Source organism: Paraperlucidibaca wandonensis (genome assembly GCF_042677145.1).
GTDB classification, from domain to species: Bacteria; Pseudomonadota; Gammaproteobacteria; order Pseudomonadales; family Moraxellaceae; genus Perlucidibaca; species Perlucidibaca wandonensis.
Genome location: NZ_JBHTIT010000001.1, coordinates 778154 through 795200 on the forward strand (window position 1 = coordinate 778154; position 17047 = coordinate 795200).

Genomic DNA, 17047 nt, shown 5'->3' on the forward strand with positions numbered 1-17047 from the left:
TCATGGCAATGTCCAATGTGTTGCCATTTCCAGTGCCTGTTCAGCGTCGCCCGACGTTGCAGTCCTTGCTGGATATGACGCATGACATGTTGGCGCTAGCTAAGCTTGGTGATTGGGATGGTGCGTTAAATCTACAATTGCAGCGCAGAGATGCCTTAGAGCTGTTCTTTGCTGACCTGCCACCAACGTTGTCAAAATTAGATATTGCCACCACGATCCGAGCCATTTTGCAGTTTGATACTGAGCTTACAGGTCATCTTCAGCACAGCCGGCAAACACTGATGAGTGAGGCTCGCAGTGTCCGCCAACAGCATAATGCTGCCGGTGCCTACTTGAGTTATTCAAGCTAACTCGCGAGACAATAATGACCGACACCATGAATGACGAAGCGCTGCACGAAGCCATTAGCTTAAGTGGCCAGTTGCCGTTGAGCTACAGCACGTATTCTCAGGCCTTAAGCGAAGCTGAGTTACTCAACCTCAATGAGCGCAATTTAATGCTGCTCAACGCGATTGAGGTAGCTGAGGTTCAACGTTATATCTCAGATGCTGACTCTGATGATGGTGTGCAAGTTGAGCTATTGCGGCTTGAAGCAAAGGTCGACTTATTATTGAGCCTGATGAACCAATTATTGAGCCAGCAAAATGAGCTACCACAGCCAAGCACAGTGAGCTTGAGCGCGATGGCGTTAAATTGGCAGAGTGGTGCCATTAAAGCGTCAGCTGGTGACTACCTCGTGGTCGAGTTACATGTACACAATGCAGTAGCGATGCCACTTAGGCTGCCACTGCGTGTTACAAATTCAGAACGCGGTGAGCTCTATGGGTTGTCATCGTTAACACAAAATGCATTGGACAAATTCCTCTTTCGCCAGCATCGGCGCGCTATTGCTGTGAGTCGCCAGGCTCGCAGCGACGCCTAATTGAGTTACACAAGTCACAGACTTACAACACTTCTCGCTACAAAAGCGGACTGAAGCCAAGCGTCAAATAACCGACTAATAGGACATCAAAGTTCTGACGCGGATATTCGGCCATGGCAACCTCTATCGCACTAGATACAAGCACTCCTATTCGCACACGTAGCCCATTAGGTCGATCTTCGGCTATTGAGACTGTGCGCGAACTCATCAGGCAAGTAGCACCGCACGCTACGGTGGTGTTGATTCAAGGGGAGTCTGGTAGTGGTAAAGAGGTTGTTGCACGGGCCTTGCATGATGCCTCCTCGCGCCAAAATAAACCGTTTGTGCCAGTTAACTGCGGTGCCATACCTGCGGACTTGCTTGAGAGTGAGCTTTTTGGTCATGAAAAGGGCGCTTTTACTGGTGCAATCAGCACGCGTAAAGGCCGCTTCGAAATGGCTGAAGGCGGCACGCTATTTTTAGATGAAATCGGCGATATGAGCCTGCCGATGCAAGTGAAGCTATTGCGCGTACTGCAGGAGCGTTGTTTTGAGCGCGTGGGCAGTAACCAAACCATTAAGTCCAATGTTCGCATCATAGCTGCTACGCACCGTGACCTTGAAACCATGGTCGACCTAGGCAGCTTTCGCCAAGATCTGTATTTCCGTCTAAACGTGTTTCCAATCATGGTGCCAGCTTTGCGCGAACGCCTTGATGACTTGCCGATGTTGCTTCGTCATTTCTGCAATCGCCAAATCGAGCGCGATACAACTCCACCGGTGTTTAATCAAGAAATAATAGAAGCGTTATCGACTTATGGCTGGCCGGGCAATATTCGTGAACTTGAAAACTTAGTTGAGCGCTTGTCGATTACGCATGCGGGTAAAACCTTACGCACGACAGATTTACCCGCACGTTATTACCCATTGGATTTATTAGAAACAGAAATGGAGCTTGAGGCCGCTCGGAAAGCAGCTCGTCAATTACTGGCAGAGCAGCAAGCAACTCAGCTACAGGCCACTCCAAGCGTCAATAAAATGCCACCTATGGCTGCCAGTATTGATTCGCCAGCCCAGCGCGAAGCTGAGCAAGCGATGCTATTTGATATGCAATCGCAGCCAAATGACAGTGCGAGCACTGCGGTGCTTGACCTTCCAGAGGCCGGCTTAGATCTAAAGCAAACCTTGCAAGACCTAGAGATTCACTACATCACAGAGGCTTTGGCCCGTGTCGATGGTGTGGTTTCGCGCGCTGCCCGTTTGCTCTGCCTACAACGCACAACATTAGTCGAGAAAATGAAAAAGCTAGGCCTGCAAGCGTTTAGCTGAAAATTGGCACAGTGTTTGCTTTGTATCTAGGCAAGTGAGTAATTGTTTTAACTCACATAGCTAATAAGTAAGGGGTATGGGCATGACCAGTGTCAGCGGAGTCGACAACATACTCAGCCAAATTCGAGCCATGCGCCAAAATACGCCCGGCATTGGTTCAGTGCCGGCACCAGGTGTTGGCAGTGTTAATCCCAGCCAAGGCGGCGTTCAGCCCGCCGGGTTTGGCGACATGCTCAAGCAGGGCATTGAGAGCGTTAATAATCTTCAACAAACCTCTGCAAGCAATACCGCATCCTACGAGCGCGGCGACAGCGAAATGAGCCTGACTCAAGTCATGGTGTCGCTGCAAAAATCAGATGTTTCATTTAAGGCCGCCGTTGAGGTGCGCAATAAAATGATTGATGCCTATCACGAAGTTATGCGGATGTCGGTATGAGCCAGTTCAATGCCATGAATGCAAACTTATCAACCCTTGCGCAGGCACCATGGCTGCGCCAGCTACTGATTTTGGTTGGCATCGCGGCTAGTGTCGCAGTAGGCATTGGCTCGGTGATGTGGTCGCAAGGCCCAGACTATAAAGTGCTTTACGGTAGCTTAGCGCCAGATCGCGCATCGGCAGTGGTCGACACACTTAATACTCTCAATATTCCTTACAAAATTGAAAATGCGACTGGCTCTATTTTAGTCCCTAATGATCGCCTTCATGACGCGCGCCTAAAGCTTGCCGGCAGTGGCTTGGCGACTGGCGATGGCAGCGGCTTGGAAATGATGAAAGATGAAAAAGGCTTCGGCGTTAGCGAATTCATGGAAACCAAGAAATATCAGCACGCTATTGAGACCGAGCTATCTCGCACCATTGAAAGCCTGCATCAAGTTCGCCGAGCACGCGTGCATTTAGCGATTCCTAAGCAAAGCGTATTTGTCCGTGAGCGTAAAACTGCCACAGCATCAATCTTCCTCGATGTGTTTCCCGGCAGTGTGCTTGAGAAGCAAAACGTTAAAGCCATTGTCAATTTAGTGGCATCGAGCATTCCTGATCTCACCGCCGACCAAGTCACCGTGGTTGATCAGCAGGGCAACCTACTATCCGACAAGGAAAACGATGCTTTGGCACAGGGTTCACGCCAGTTTGATTATCGCCAGCGCGTTGAGAAAACCTACGAGTCGCGCATTGAGCAACTGATTTCGCCCATCGTGGCCTCGGGTAAAGTGCGTGTGCAGGTTGCAGCAGATATTGATTTTGCTAGCTCGCAAGTCAGCCGCGAAAGCTGGAATCCTGAAAGCCAAGTTGTGCGCAGCGAGCAGATTAATAGTGATAGCCGTGGTGGCAACGCAAATGCGAAAGCCGCAGGCATTCCAGGCGCGCTATCGAACCAACCGGTATCTAACAACACAGGCGAAGCAGAAGGCGCAGATGCAGCGGGCACTACTGAGGGTAGTAAGTCGATTACACGTAACTATGAAATCGAGCGCACGCTAAATCATAGCGACACGCCTGCTGGCACCATTAAACGCTTATCGGTTGCCGTAGTTGTAGATGGCCGTCCGCAAAAAAATGCTGAAGGCAAAATCGTTAAAGCCGCACCTAATGCCGCTGAGCTTGAGCGCCTGACTATGCTGGTACAAAACGCAGTGGGCTATGAGGCTGAGCGTGGCGACAAAGTCACCGTGCTAAGCGCCGACTTTATTCCCGATTTAGTGGCAGATGAGGCCGATGCGCCAGGGTTCTGGCAAGAAGCATGGTTTGCTCAGCTTATGCGCCAAGGTTTAACCGGTTTGGGAGTGCTGCTGCTAGTGCTCTTAGTGTTACGTCCCGCCATCAAAAATCTACTAGTGAGCAATAACGTTACTGGTCAGGCTGGCAATAATGAAGAAGGTATAAGCGGCGTTAATGGTGAGTACATTGGCCAGCATCAATCCAGCGTAGCGTCTCTTAGTCACTCCAGTGCGCCGCTGCAATTAGGTCATGATTTCGATAAAAAAGTTAGTTTCGTTCGCACCGTCACCGCTGAAGATCCAAAGCGGGTTGCACAGGTTGTGAAAAATTGGGTGAATAACTAATGCCGAGTCCAGCTGCCATGAGTCCTAATAATAGTCATCAAGCTGCCATGCTTCTGCTGATGATGGGCGAGGAGCAAGCCGCCGAAGTGCTACGCCACATCGATCCCGATTCAGTAGAAAAGATCGGTATGGCGATGGCGTCGATTAATGAGGTTAATCACGAGCAAGCCAATGCTGTGGTGAGTCGCTTCCAAGAAACCATGGAAGCGCAAACGTCTTTTGGTGTTGGGGTTTCCGGCTATGTTCGGCAAATGCTGGTGTCCTCACTTGGAGAGGATCGCGGCAAAACCTTGGCCGACCGTGTTTTAGGCGAAGACGAGGCCATGGAGATTGACTCTCTGCGCTGGATGGACCGCGACACCATCGTGCACATGCTTCGCGATGAACATCCGCAAATAGTAGCCATTACTTTGGCGCATATGCCACAAGATCAAGCCGCGTACATCATTAAGCAGCTTCCATCGGCCTTACAAGACGATGTTGTGCTGCGCATCGCCACCCTAGAGAAAGTGCCTCAAGCCGCTATGCGCGAGCTGCAAGATATTCTGCAAAACAAGCTTCAGCTTTCAGGCAATTTCAAATCTAAAGCCATCGATGGCGCTAGCACTGCTGCTGGCATCATCAATAGCCTTGGTGGCGATGCCGGCAAGCGCATCATTAGCTCTCTAGAAAAAACAGATGAAAAATTAACAGAACGACTCAAAGACCTGATGTTTGTTTTTGCAAATTTGGTGCAGGTCTCCGACAAAGGCATGCAGTTATTACTGCGTGAGGTCTCGACTGATTTACTCACGATTGCCTTGAAAGGCGCGGATGAAAAAGTCCGCGATAAAATCTTCAAAAATATGTCCAAACGCGCCGGTGAAATGCTGCTTGAGGACATGGAGGCGCGCGGCCCGGTAAAACTCAGCGAAGTTGAAACTGCACAGAAAGAGATTCTTATAATTGCGCGTCGTATGGCTGAAGAAGGCGCGATTTCGCTTGGCAGCAACGGCGATGATTATGTCCAGTAAAGATAGCGCCGCTTGGGCTCGCTGGGAGATGCCTGTGGTGGATCACTTGGCGGCTAGCGCGGAGCTTACCGAAGAGCCCTCGATGATGTCTGAGGTCAAATTAGCCGAGCTGCACGATGTTGCCCGCCGCGAAGGTTGGGAGCAGGGCTTAAACGAAGGCCGTGCCGCCGCTAAGCAAGAGCTAGATGCTCAAATGCAACGCTGGCAGGGTTTGCTTGACCAGCTTGCTGAGCCGCTAGCAGCGGTTGATACCAGCGTGCAAACACAGCTGCTCGATCTAAGCATGGCGCTCGCCGCCCAGCTTGCACAGCATGAAATTTCGCTACACCCAGACCACGTCTTAACGGTTGTTCGTGAGGCGATTGATTTATTACCTTCCGCTAGCGGTCGTGTTCGTGTGCATTTACATCCTGATGATCTGCGCTTTGTGCAAGGCCAGCTGACTTCTGATGAGGCGCAGTGGCAGTTGCTAGAAAGCCCGAGTATGCGCCGTGGCGGCGTTGAAGTTAGTACTGAAAATACTCACATCGATGAGCGTTTTGAAACTCGCTTAGCGCGCACGTTTGAGCGCCTTATTGGCCAAGCTCACGAAGATCACCACAGTGAGTCAGCGACATGAGCAGCTCATCCAGCGAGCGCTGGGCGCAATGGCTGAGTGAGCGCCGCCGCCAACTAGGCGATGAGCCTGCGACGCCAGTCGTTGAGGGCAAGCTCAAGCGTGTGGTTGGTTTAATGCTTGAAGCCGTTGGCTGCCAAGTGCCCATCGGCGGTTATTGCATGGTGCAAACCGCTGATCACGATTGGCTGGAAACCGAAGTCGTCGGCTTCTCTGGCGATCGTATTTTATTAATGCCTACCGGCGATATGCGCGGTGTTATGCCCGATGCACGAGTGATTCCGCAAACGCGTAGCGCCAATGTGCCAGTTGGAAATGGCCTGCTTGGACGCGTTATTGACGCCGCTGGCAACCCACTCGATGGCAAGGGCTCATTGAACTGTAGCAGCACACGCTCGCTGCAATCAGCACCCATCAATCCCTTACTACGCAAACCTATTCGCGAGCCACTCGATGTTGGTATTGGTGCGATCAATAGCTTACTCAGCGTCGGCCGTGGCCAGCGTATTGGTCTTTTTGCTGGCAGTGGTGTTGGCAAGTCCGTGCTCTTGGGCATGATGACTCGCCACACCGAAGCCGAAGTGATTGTCGTTGCGCTCATTGGTGAGCGTGGCCGTGAGGTCAAAGAGTTCGTTGATCATATTCTCGGCCCTGAAGATATGCGCCGTGCCGTAGTCGTTGCCACACCAGCCGACCATTCGCCATTGATGCGTCTGCGTGCAGCGTGGCAGGCAACCGCAATAGCTGAGTATTTTCGCGACCAAGGTAAACACGTTTTATTGCTGATGGACTCATTGACGCGATTTGCTCAAGCACAGCGTGAAATCTCACTCGCCGTTGGCGAGCCGCCCGCCACCAAAGGTTATCCACCCACGGTGTTTGCGCGTCTGCCAGCATTGGTCGAGCGCGCTGGTAATGGTGATGAGGGCGGCGGTTCGATTACCGCGTTCTACACCGTGCTAGCTGAAGGCGATGATCAGCAAGACCCGATTGTTGACTCCGCGCGGGCCATTCTCGATGGCCACATTGTGTTGTCTCGGCAACTTGCCGAGGCTGGGCATTTTCCCGCTATCGACATTGAGCATTCGGTCAGTCGCGCGATGAACGACATCATCACTCCTGAGCATAAGCAAGACATTCGCCGCTTTCGGCAGGTGTGGTCGACCTATCAGCAAAATAAAGACTTGATCGCTATTGGTGCGTATCAGCGTGGCTCAGATGCCCGAATTGATGAGGCCATCCGCCTGCAGCCAAGCATGGCAAAGTTCTTGCAACAGGATACGCATGAGGCGGTGAGCTATGTGCAAGCAGGGCAGCGCTTAAGGCAAGTAATGGCAGGCGAGGAGGTCGTATGACCAGATCGAAGCGTTTAAAACCGGTAATAGATTTAGCTGAGCGCGAAGAGTCGCAGCTAGCGCAGGCTTACACCGCTCAATTGCGGCAGCATCAATTAGCGCAAGAGAAGCTGCAACAGTTGGTGCTTTACCGTCTGGATTACGCCGCCATGGCCGAGCAAGCGCCTGGTCGTCCAATCGACTTAGCGCGTCTGCAAGGTGCCCGCGCGTTTTTGCAGCGCTTGAGCGAGGCGATTGGCATGCAAGAGGCTGAAATTCGTCGTATCGATGGCCTGGTGAATCAAGCTCGAGGCCTATGGCTAGGCGCGAAACGCCACCAAAAAAGTATTAATGACTTAGTGCTGGGCTATCAGGCGCAAGAGCGTCAAATGAGCGATAAGCGCGAGCAAAAGCAGCAGGATGAAATGGCTGGGCAGCGCATGGCATGGCGCTTGAGCGCTCAAGTTGGCTAAGCCTTAAAGCAGAGAATGATTATGAGTATAGTCAGCATTTTTAGTGATACCAGCTCCGCTACAGCGGCAACTGCTAGCGCGTCATCGAACGCGAGCGCTAACGCGGCCAATGCTTCATCGAACCCCTTTGTGGCTCTGCTCAGTGGTCTTATGGGGCCTAATGGAGGCGCTAACGCTGCTGTTGCGCTGCCTGTAACTGCAGATGGCTCGGTTAGCTATGTCACAACCTCTAGTGTTGATCTGCTTTCGGGCGATGCTTTGGCGGATCTACCGGATGATATCGCCGCCGCCTTAGCGGATGTTGCGCAGGCCTTAGGTCAGCTAAAGTCATCGCTAACCGGTACTAAAGCGCCTACCAGTGAAACCGTAGATAGCGAACTCAGTGCTGATGATGCATTACTGGCCGGCACCGTCGCTGGCGACCAATTATTGACGCCTCTGCAAGCTCCTATGGTCTTGCGTCAAGATCTTGGCGTGATAGCTGGTGTTAGCAGCACAGCAAGCACTGCCGATGATGCCGTGCTCGTTGCGGCAGGTGGTATGTCCGCCCGTAGCAATAACGCAGCAAGCGATAGCGCCTTAACTACTACACCTGATGATGTCGCTGAGTCGCTGGCCAAGCCAACATCAAGCACAAACTTTGCAGTCACGCTCAATAGCACAGCAGACACGCTCGCCGCCGCCAAAGACAGCGCTCCTATTTCACCCGCGCTTAGCGTGATGAAAGAAGCCATGCAGCAAGCCGGAGTTAGCGGCGATCAAGCTGACCAATTAATTAACTTGTCGGCTCAAGGTCAAAGTGCGCCATCAGCGAATGTATTGGCCGCAAGTACGACAGCAACTGCCGCACCTACTGCCAGTCAATGGACGGTGCCAGGCCACGCCTTGTTGGATAACAGCGCATGGTCATCGGCAATGGCTGATCGTCTCACCTGGCTCGGCCAAAATGGCATGACTAGCGCCTCTTTGCACATCACTCCAGATGACCTTGGGCCGATTCATGTTCGCATTCAAATGGGTGAAGACGGCGCTAAAGTTTCTTTTAGCGCGGATCATCACGATACCCAAGGTTTGATCGAGCGCATGTTGCCAAAACTTACGGCGGCGTTTGAAGCTCAGGGCATACGACTCGATGATGTTCGTGTGCAATCCGGCGCTTCACAGGCAGCGCAAATGGATTTCAATGATCAGCAAGGTGGCCATGAGGCTGCTGCTCAGCAACAAGCTCAAGCTGGCTCTGGATCATCCGAGCAACGCGCCGGCTCAGCAAATGTGTTGGATGTTGTTGTTGGAGGCGTATCCGGCTCATCCGCTGAACCGACTGCGGTAACAACAAGCTCGAGCAATAGCCAGTTAGATGCCTATGCCTGATGTACGCAGTGTTAGCTTTTAGCTGCTGAGCTAGCCGCTAGTCGCGAGCTGTTCAAGCGGCTATGCTTCGGCATCTGTAAAAAGCCAACATGAGTTTGTTATGAATGTATTGATCGTCCACGCCCATCCTGAGCCGCAGTCGTTTACTAATGCATTAAAGGACGCAGCTGTTGCTGAATTAACAGCTGCCGGCCACGAGGTAGTGGTATCTGATCTGTACGCAATGAACTTTAATCCCGTCGCCAGTGCGGCCGATTTCGGCTCGCGCGGTAGCGAGGATTACCTGAACTACGCACTAGAACAGCGCCATAACGTTAAGGCCAATAGCCTTGCGCCAGACATCGCGGCTGAATTGGCAAAAATTAAAGCTGCCGACTTAGTATTGTTGAGCTTTCCACTCTATTGGTTTTCCATGCCAGCCATCTTAAAGGGTTGGATAGACCGTGTTTTCGTCTCTGGCATCGTCTATGGCGGCCGTCGCATTTACGATCAAGGTGGCTTATCAGGTAAGCGCGCAATGGTCATTGCCACCACAGGCGGGCGCGATCATATGCTCAGTGCCGGTGGTATTCATGGCGACTTAACCGAGACGCTAAAGCCAGTATTACAAGGCACATTGGGCTATGCCGGCATGACCGTTTTGGCGCCGTTTTATGGCTATCACGTGCCGTATATTAGCCAAGAAGCTCGTGAGGCCGTGCTCGATGATTTCCGCACTCAGCTTCGCGACATTGAGAAGCGAGAGACTTTAGTGATGCCATCGTTGGCTAATTTTGATGCCGAAATGAAACCGCTCTGAGACCACGATCATGTTAGATACTGCGCAAACAATATTCCAAGAAGCCATACCCACACTTGAGGGCTGGCTCGGTGGGCCGGTCGATTGGAAGCAGATTATTTTGATCGGTTTGGCTCCGATATTTATCGGCACATTTCTTATCGAATGGTGGGTGATGCGCCGCCGTGGTCAAGCCACACAGTTTGTCGGCAAAGACATATTGACCAACTTAAACTTGGGCGGCATTTACCAAGTGTTTGAGTTGATCGTGCATGCTCTATTTTTCATGGCAGCAATGCATTGGGTTTATGACCAACGTTTTTTCAATGTGCCGGTGAATATTTGGACCATCGTGCCGCTGTTTATTTTGCTTGAGTTTTGCTACTACGTTTTCCATCGTAGCAGTCACCGCATTCGCTGGTTTTGGTGTGCCCATGTTGTGCATCACAGCGGTGAGCACATGAATCTGAGCACAGCTATGCGCCAAAGCATGCTGTATTCATTAACGGGTTATTGGCTATTTTTCACGCCCTTAATGCTCCTTGGGGTTTCACCAGAAATCACCTTAGCCATGTATGCCGTCGATCTGGCGTATCAATATTTTGTGCATACCGAATCAGTGCGGAAACTGCCGGCTTGGTACGAATATATTTTCGTGACGCCATCACATCACCGTGTTCATCACGGCCGTAATGAGCAATACATCGATAAAAACTACGGTGGTATGTTGATTATTTTCGATCGCATCTTTGGTACGTTTGAGGCGGAAGAGGAGAAAGTGGAGTACGGCATTGTGCGCCAAGTCCACAGCAATAATATTCTCACGCTGAACCTTCATGAGTTCATCGACATGCTGCGAGATATTGCCAAGCCTGGGCCAATAGCCCAGCGCTTAAAGCATATTTGGGCGCCTCCTGAATGGGAGCGTGAGCCTAGAAAGCAGCCGATCGAGCCCTGAGCCTGTACCCGCGTGGCCTTGGCTGCGCTAATATCCCTCTTTATTTGATTTTGACTTTGCCATGACCTCTTCTGAAACGGCGGCTCAGCGCCTCGTACAACATCACCTTGATGGCTTACATCTGCCACCTAGCGATACTGACAACCTCAGCCCTGATCAACGCCTCGTCTTGCGCGAAGAAATTAAAGCGCTGCTAAAGGCCAAGGATGCCGTGCTCGTTGCGCATTACTACACCGACCCCGAGCTCCAGTCGCTAGCCGAAGAAACCGGTGGTTGCGTCTCCGACTCACTAGAAATGGCGAGATTTGGCAATGCCCACTCTGCGACAACACTGGTCGTCGCCGGCGTTAAGTTTATGGGCGAGACGGCGAAGATTCTCAATCCTGAAAAGCGCGTATTGATGCCTACGCTCGAGGCAACGTGCTCCTTGGATCTTGGCTGTCCAATCGATGAGTTCAGTGCTTTTTGCGATGCGCATCCAGACCATACCGTTGTGGTTTACGCCAATACCTCGGCAGCGGTCAAAGCCCGCGCCGACTGGGTGGTGACTTCTAGCATTGCCGTTGATGTAGTTGATCATCTTGCCGGACTTGGTGAAAAAGTTTTATGGGCGCCGGATAAATACCTTGGCGCCTATGTGCAAAAAACCACCGGCGCCGACATGCTGCTCTGGGATGGCTCCTGCATCGTGCATGAAGAGTTTAAGGCGCGCGGCATCTTAGACTTGAAGCTGCAATATCCTGATGCTGGCGTATTGGTGCATCCCGAGTCACCTGAGTCTGTGGTGGCCGTGGCTGATGCCGTGGGCTCGACATCGCAGCTCATTGCAGCAGCTAGAGATCTGCCGCATCAGCAATTTATTGTTGCGACCGACCGTGGCATTTTCTACAAAATGCAGCAGGCAGCTCCCAATAAAACCTTTATGGCAGCACCAACTGCTGGCACTGGCGCGACCTGTCGCTCTTGCGCACATTGCCCATGGATGGCAATGAACGCATTAGAGAACCTAGCGCAGGTGCTGCGTAATGGTGATCAGGAGATTTTTGTCGATGAGCCTACGCGTGTGCTGGCAATGCAACCTTTGCAGCGCATGTTGGATTTTTCCGCCGAGCTTAAGCTTAGCCGTGGTGGCTAAGACGCCGAATGAGGCAAGACTGATCGCCTAGTAATCTATGCGATCAGTCAGCCAAAAGCCTTAGCGAAACTCTTGATCAAGCTTACGCATTACCGCAAGTCGTCGCTGAATTTGCGCACTCAATGAATAGTTTTCACCAGCCACGCGCAGCGCATTGCTCAATTGATCTTCTGCGGCCTTCAAACGGCCTTCTAGAAATAAATACTCTGCTCTGGCACGAAATACGCCCAAGGTGTCTTGCTGCTTGAGGGCGCAGTCAGCGATCAAGCGCCATAGGCCATTATCATTTGGGCGGATGGCCACAGCTCTGTCTAAGTCCGCGCGAATACTATCGGCTTTGCCCAAAGGCAGGGCAGCCTGAGTTAGGCGTAGCAGCAAGCTCGGTTGATTTGGAAAAAGACTTAGGCTGCGTCGAGATTTTTCATAAGCGCTAGCGTAGTTTCTTGCCGCTAAATCCAAATCTATGTCGCTGATGCGAAAGTCCAAGCGATTTGGGTCGCTCTTCAGTAGCGGTGCCAGCGTTTCGCGTGCGGCATCTACATCACCTTTGCGAAACTGCGCCAAACTCAGGCCAAAACGGCTGGCCTCTGAATTGCTACTGCCATTAAGCGAGTTTGAGAGGGCGCCAATAAGGTCGTCGAGCTGTGTGCTGTAGGCCACTTGCAAGCGCATCTGCACAAAGCGAAATTCAGGATGATTGGCTAATGGCACACGCGGGGTATCAGCGACGCGGCGAGCAAGATCCGATAAGCGCGTGGTCGATAAGGGGTGAGTCAGCAAAAACTCCGGCATATAGCCCAGTCTACGAGTATTACGATCGAGCTTTAGAAAGAACGCTGGCATGGCATGCGGGTCATAACCAGCCTCGGTTAAGGTTTGCAGGCCTAGGCGATCAGCTTCCTGTTCGTAAGCACGGCTGTAGCGAAGCTGGTTTTGCACCGCGAGTGCCTGTGCCGAAGCACCTACCGCCACGCCTAAGTCGCCACCTGCACCCGCTGCCGCGCCAGCAATGCTCGCTAATAGCCCTGCTAGGGCTAGCCATTGATTGTACTGATTGGCTTCTTGCGAGCGCGCGAAATGGCGTTGGCTTAAATGGCCGAGCTCATGAGAAAGCACGCTGGCCAATTCATCTTCGCTATCGGAGCTTAAAATCAGTCCGGTATTGACCCCGACTACGCCACCAGGCACAGCGAAGGCGTTGACCTGAGTGTCATCGACAACGACGACCGAAAAGTCAGGTTGTTGCAGCGGGGTGTGCAGTGACAGCTTATAGAGCAGGCTTTCAATATAGTCGCGGACTAATGGATCTGGCCATAAAGGCGCGCTGCCGCGTAGTTGCCGCAGCCAAGCTTGGCCTAGGCGCTGCTCAGTTGGGCCATCGGCAATGAGATCGGCTGGTTGGCCAAGTGTGGGCAGGGCATTGGGGTCATCAAATATACCAGCATGAGCGGCATTGCTGGTGAAGGTGCTTAAGGACACAAGAGGCATGAGTGCCAAAACGCCGCAACGCAGATGTCGTGAGAAAGATTGCAGACGATAACAAGAGGACACACCATACTCCTGGGCCGGCAGTAGTGCCGGAGGCTCATGGTAGAATGAACGCCGATACTACGCTAGCCGATGACTGCAATGACCGACGCAACCACACTTGATTTACGTGGCCTACGCTGCCCGATGCCATTACTAAAGCTGAAACAAGCTCTGCATAAGACCGAGGCGGGCAGGCGTTTGATTGTGCTCACGACTGATAGCGGAGCGCAACGTGACATTCCGGCATTTTTACGTCACACCAGCCATCAGCTGGTGTCATTAGACACAAGCCCTGATGGTTCGGCGCAGTTTGTTATTGATGCTCAAGGCTAATTACAGCGCTTTCACAGCCTCTAAAACAGCACTGGCATGGCCATCTGCCTTCAGCTTGCGCCATTCCTGACGCAGCACGCCGGTCTCATCGATTAAAAAAGTGCTGCGTTCGATGCCACGCACTTGTTTGCCATACATGTTTTTTAGCTTGATGACATCGAAGCTAGTGCATAAGGCTTCATCGGCATCGCTGAGCAAATCAAAGGGTAGTTCTTGCGCGGCTTGAAATTTGTCGTGCGACTTCACGCTATCGCGAGAGACACCTAAGATGACTGTGTTAGCAGCCACGAACTCAGCGTGCAGATCACGAAACTGCTGACTTTCTAGTGTGCAGCCCGGTGTGGCATCTTTCGGATAAAAATACAGTACAACGCGTTTGCCTTGCAGCGATGACAGGCTAATCGTTTTGTCGGCGGTAGCGGCTAGCGAAAATTCGGCGACGGCTTGACCAATACTGACAGTCATGGAGTGGCTCCTATGTGAACGATGAGACGAGAAGTGCGTTTCAGCGAAATATGCCGTTAAGGCTTATACGGTTCGATAATCGCGTCGAGGTTGCGGTCATCACAAAACACCATGAAGTTTTCACGCAATAAAGCGATGTGGATTTGGCCGGGAATGTTCACCGTCATCGCCAGCGCAAACATCGGCGAGCCGGTGTGTGGCGCTGCGTAGGTATTGGTTTCCATAGCCTCGATATTGATGTCTTGGCTGGCAAAGAAATTAGCAATATCGGAGACAATGCCGGGGTTATCCAGCGAAATTACATGCACGGTATAGGGCATGGCTGGCACCGCTTGCATGCGAAGCTCGGTGCGCTTGCAAATCATCTCTAGCGATAAACGTTTGGCGACCGCTGGCAGCTGCGCTTCGAGTTTGGCGATGGCATCCCACGTGCCAGACACCATCCAAATAATGGTGAATTCGCGACCCATGACGGCCATACGCGAGTCGGCGATATTGCAGCGACATTCGCTAGCGGCGCGTGCTAGTGCTTCAACGATGCCAGTGCGATCGGTGCCCATGGCGGAAATAACTAAATAATGTTCGGCATCAGGGCGCATAACGTTTCCTTCGTTAAAATAAAATTTAGGCTTGATAGCGCGTGGGGTCGCTTACACCTGCAGCCAAAAAGCCATCACGGCGTAGGCGACAGGCATCGCAGCGCCCGCAGGCATGGCCTTGAGCATCAGCTTGGTAGCATGACACGGTTAAGCCGTAATCTACGCCAAGCTTAAGCCCAGTGTGAATAATCTCAGACTTGGGCATGGCGATTAGCGGCGTTTCAATGCGCACACTAGCACCTTCAACGCCGACTTTCGTGGCTAGGTTTGCGAGTGTCTGAAAAGCCTCGATAAACGCCGGCCGGCAATCAGGATAGCCCGAGTAATCCACGGCATTAACGCCGATATAAATAGCCTCTGCTTGCGTGACTTCAGCGACACCCAAGGCGAAGGCGAGAAATACCGTGTTGCGAGCAGGTACATAAGTGATGGGGATGCCTTCACTTTCAGTTTCTGGCACGGCTAAGGCAGCATCAGTGAGTGCTGAACCACCCATAGCACCGAGGTCGATATGCGCGACGCGATGGTCTGTGACACCGTAATGCTTAGCGATATTTCGGGCGGCAGTGAGCTCGGCATTATGGCGTTGGCCATAGTCGAAGCTCAGCGCAGTAACGCTAAAACCTTGTGATTGGGCGAGGGCGAGGCAGGTGACCGAATCGAGTCCGCCTGAAAGTAAGACCACGGCATGCGGCATAACTCAGTGTCCTGGGGCGTTGTTCCAAAGGTATTTATGAAGTTGTAATTGCAGGCGTACCGGCAGGCGGTCAGCGAGTATCCATTCGGCTAATGTGCGTGGCTCAAGCAGCTCATGTGTGGGCGAAAACAACACATCGCTAACGCGCTCATAGAGGCCATGTAGGTCGCATTGCATTTTTGCCCAGTCATAGTCTTCACGAGTGCTTAGGACGAATTTAACTTGGTCATTTGGGCTTAGGCAGGCGATATTCTCAACACGGTTGCGATGCACTTCGCCTGAGCCAGGTGCTTTTAAGTCCATAACTTTGACCACGCGCGCATCGACAGCATCTATTGCCAGAGCGCCGCTAGTTTCTAAAGACACTTCATAGCCAGCATCGCAGAGTTTTTCTAATAGGCTGATGCACTCAGGCTGCGCCAAAGGCTCGCCACCGGTCACAGTGACGTACTGAGGCCCAAAGCTTGCAACTTCGGCTAAGACCTTATCTTCAGACCAAATAGTGCCGCCTTGAAAGGCATAGGCGCTGTCACACCAGGTGCAGCGCAGCGGGCAGCCAGTTAAACGCACAAAAACCGTTGGTCTCCCAACGGTTCGTGCTTCGCCTTGCAGCGAGTAAAAAATTTCCGTGATGCGAAGGCTCACTTTAGCGTGTCACTTCAGCCGGGTTCTGATCGAGATAGCTTTTAGCAAGACCGGCCTCGGCACTATCTGAGAAGCGATTGACCACGGTTTGCATGAGCTGGCGAGCCTCGTTGCGCTGATTGCGTAAGTCAGCAATGGTGCCTAGCTTGTAGTAAGACGATGCCACTTTTGGGCTGCCTTCGTATTCTTTAATGACGCGATTAAATTGCGCGCTCGCGGCATCTAAATTAGCGGGTGTTTCGGCTAAATGGAATTCACCGAGCCAGTAGTAAGCGTTAGCGACAAACACGCTATCGGGATATTGCGAAATAAATGCATTCATTGAGCCAATAGCAGCTGCTGGACCATCGCTACGAAAGCTTTGGTACGCGGCTAAATAGGCTTGCTTCTGCGTTTCAATATCGGCCAATGTTGCTGCGGCAGCGGGTGTGGCTGCTGCTGCGCCAGGATTGATCGGCGCAGGTCCCATGCTTTGTTCTAGCAGCCCAATGCGCTGATCGAGGTCGGTGTAGCGAGCACGACTATCTTCCTTTAAACGATCAATAACTTGCTGCTGTTCTTCAACACGGCCTTGTAAGCTAGCTACTGTTGTGCGCAAACCTTCAAGCTGCTGAAACATATCCCAAGCAGGGTTGGCGACGGCGGGTGTCGCTGCTACAGCCGCTGCAGGGTTCGCTTTAGGAGTGGCTGATGCGGCAGCAGGGGCTTTACGTTGATCAATATTCTCTACTGGCGCCATGGTGCGTAAGCCGTTACTGCGCTGCTCAGCTGACACGGATTGACAGCCTGTTAATGACAGTGAGCTCACAA

At 52.2% G+C, this 17047-nt stretch carries 20 protein-coding genes; 14 read left to right on the forward strand and 6 right to left on the reverse strand.

Going from position 1 to position 17047, the window contains the following annotated elements; genetic code table 11:
- Nucleotides 1-2: 2 nt before the first annotated feature.
- The 13 genes from ACFQ0F_RS03600 to nadA all read left to right on the forward strand — a co-directional run bounded on the left by ACFQ0F_RS03600 (nucleotide 3) and on the right by nadA (nucleotide 11968).
- Nucleotides 3-350: a flagellar protein FliT gene (locus tag ACFQ0F_RS03600; protein WP_340674599.1), complete on the forward strand. Its 348-nt coding sequence runs from the start codon at nucleotides 3-5 to the stop codon at nucleotides 348-350.
- A 14-nt stretch (nucleotides 351-364) separates the two neighbouring features.
- Nucleotides 365-922, forward strand: a complete 558-nt coding sequence (locus ACFQ0F_RS03605) for a PilZ domain-containing protein (RefSeq protein WP_379069248.1) — start codon at nucleotides 365-367, stop codon at nucleotides 920-922.
- A 113-nt stretch (nucleotides 923-1035) separates the two neighbouring features.
- A complete protein-coding gene (locus ACFQ0F_RS03610) occupies nucleotides 1036-2229 on the forward strand; it encodes a sigma-54 interaction domain-containing protein (RefSeq protein WP_379069252.1) in 1194 nt (397 codons plus the stop codon).
- Between the two features lie 82 nt (nucleotides 2230-2311).
- Nucleotides 2312-2665, forward strand: coding sequence for a flagellar hook-basal body complex protein FliE (fliE, locus tag ACFQ0F_RS03615; RefSeq protein ID WP_340674602.1), 354 nt, complete (start codon nucleotides 2312-2314; stop codon nucleotides 2663-2665).
- Complete coding sequence (gene fliF / locus ACFQ0F_RS03620) at nucleotides 2662-4290, forward strand: flagellar basal-body MS-ring/collar protein FliF (protein ID WP_340674603.1); 1629 nt, start codon at nucleotides 2662-2664, stop codon at nucleotides 4288-4290. The genes fliE and fliF overlap by 4 nt, the downstream gene beginning before the upstream one ends.
- A gap of 17 nt (nucleotides 4291-4307) precedes the next feature.
- Nucleotides 4308-5303, forward strand: a complete 996-nt coding sequence (gene fliG, locus ACFQ0F_RS03625; protein ID WP_340674604.1) for a flagellar motor switch protein FliG — start codon at nucleotides 4308-4310, stop codon at nucleotides 5301-5303.
- The gene (locus ACFQ0F_RS03630; RefSeq protein WP_379069257.1) at nucleotides 5293-5922 is read left to right on the forward strand and encodes a FliH/SctL family protein; all 630 of its coding nucleotides are present in this window, start codon (nucleotides 5293-5295) and stop codon (nucleotides 5920-5922) included. Before fliG ends, ACFQ0F_RS03630 begins: the two co-directional genes overlap by 11 nt.
- Complete coding sequence (gene fliI, locus ACFQ0F_RS03635) at nucleotides 5919-7274, forward strand: flagellar protein export ATPase FliI (protein ID WP_340674606.1); 1356 nt, start codon at nucleotides 5919-5921, stop codon at nucleotides 7272-7274. Before ACFQ0F_RS03630 ends, fliI begins: the two co-directional genes overlap by 4 nt.
- Nucleotides 7271-7726 carry a flagellar export protein FliJ gene (gene fliJ, locus ACFQ0F_RS03640; protein ID WP_340674607.1) on the forward strand — a complete coding sequence of 152 codons (456 nt, stop codon included), beginning with the start codon at nucleotides 7271-7273 and terminating at the stop codon, nucleotides 7724-7726. Before fliI ends, fliJ begins: the two co-directional genes overlap by 4 nt.
- Before the next feature lie 21 nt (nucleotides 7727-7747).
- A complete protein-coding gene (locus ACFQ0F_RS03645; protein WP_379069261.1) occupies nucleotides 7748-9097 on the forward strand; it encodes a flagellar hook-length control protein FliK in 1350 nt (449 codons plus the stop codon).
- Between the two features lie 100 nt (nucleotides 9098-9197).
- Entirely contained in the window at nucleotides 9198-9896 is a 699-nt protein-coding gene (locus ACFQ0F_RS03650; protein WP_340674609.1) for an NAD(P)H-dependent oxidoreductase, read from the forward strand.
- A gap of 10 nt (nucleotides 9897-9906) precedes the next feature.
- Nucleotides 9907-10833 (forward strand): sterol desaturase family protein, encoded by a 927-nt coding sequence (locus ACFQ0F_RS03655; RefSeq protein ID WP_379069265.1) that lies wholly within the window; start codon nucleotides 9907-9909, stop codon nucleotides 10831-10833.
- Between the two features lie 61 nt (nucleotides 10834-10894).
- A complete protein-coding gene (nadA, locus tag ACFQ0F_RS03660) occupies nucleotides 10895-11968 on the forward strand; it encodes a quinolinate synthase NadA (protein ID WP_379069268.1) in 1074 nt (357 codons plus the stop codon).
- A 60-nt stretch (nucleotides 11969-12028) separates the two neighbouring features.
- On the opposite strand, the gene ACFQ0F_RS03665 is transcribed toward nadA, so the two are convergent.
- Entirely contained in the window at nucleotides 12029-13519 is a 1491-nt protein-coding gene (locus ACFQ0F_RS03665; RefSeq protein WP_379069271.1) for a M48 family metalloprotease, read from the reverse strand.
- Nucleotides 13520-13597: 78 nt separating this feature from the next.
- On the opposite strand from ACFQ0F_RS03665, the gene ACFQ0F_RS03670 reads away from it, so the two are divergent.
- On the forward strand, nucleotides 13598-13831 hold the full coding sequence (locus tag ACFQ0F_RS03670) for a sulfurtransferase TusA family protein (protein WP_340674613.1): 234 nt from the start codon (nucleotides 13598-13600) through the stop codon (nucleotides 13829-13831).
- On the opposite strand, the gene ACFQ0F_RS03675 is transcribed toward ACFQ0F_RS03670, so the two are convergent.
- Genes ACFQ0F_RS03675 through ACFQ0F_RS03695 form a run of 5 tightly spaced genes read right to left on the reverse strand, consistent with a single transcriptional unit; the run spans nucleotide 13832 to nucleotide 17012 of the window.
- Nucleotides 13832-14296: a peroxiredoxin gene (locus tag ACFQ0F_RS03675; protein WP_340674614.1), complete on the reverse strand. Its 465-nt coding sequence runs from the start codon at nucleotides 14294-14296 to the stop codon at nucleotides 13832-13834. It lies immediately after the preceding gene.
- 56 nt (nucleotides 14297-14352) lie between these two features.
- On the reverse strand, nucleotides 14353-14895 hold the full coding sequence (locus ACFQ0F_RS03680) for a glycine cleavage system protein R (RefSeq protein ID WP_340674615.1): 543 nt from the start codon (nucleotides 14893-14895) through the stop codon (nucleotides 14353-14355).
- Nucleotides 14896-14920: 25 nt separating this feature from the next.
- Nucleotides 14921-15592 carry a 7-cyano-7-deazaguanine synthase QueC gene (gene queC, locus ACFQ0F_RS03685; RefSeq protein WP_340674616.1) on the reverse strand — a complete coding sequence of 224 codons (672 nt, stop codon included), beginning with the start codon at nucleotides 15590-15592 and terminating at the stop codon, nucleotides 14921-14923.
- A 3-nt stretch (nucleotides 15593-15595) separates the two neighbouring features.
- A complete protein-coding gene (queE, locus tag ACFQ0F_RS03690; RefSeq protein WP_340674617.1) occupies nucleotides 15596-16237 on the reverse strand; it encodes a 7-carboxy-7-deazaguanine synthase QueE in 642 nt (213 codons plus the stop codon).
- A gap of 1 nt (nucleotide 16238) precedes the next feature.
- On the reverse strand, nucleotides 16239-17012 hold the full coding sequence (locus ACFQ0F_RS03695; RefSeq protein ID WP_340674618.1) for a YbgF trimerization domain-containing protein: 774 nt from the start codon (nucleotides 17010-17012) through the stop codon (nucleotides 16239-16241).
- Nucleotides 17013-17047: the final 35 nt, after the last annotated feature.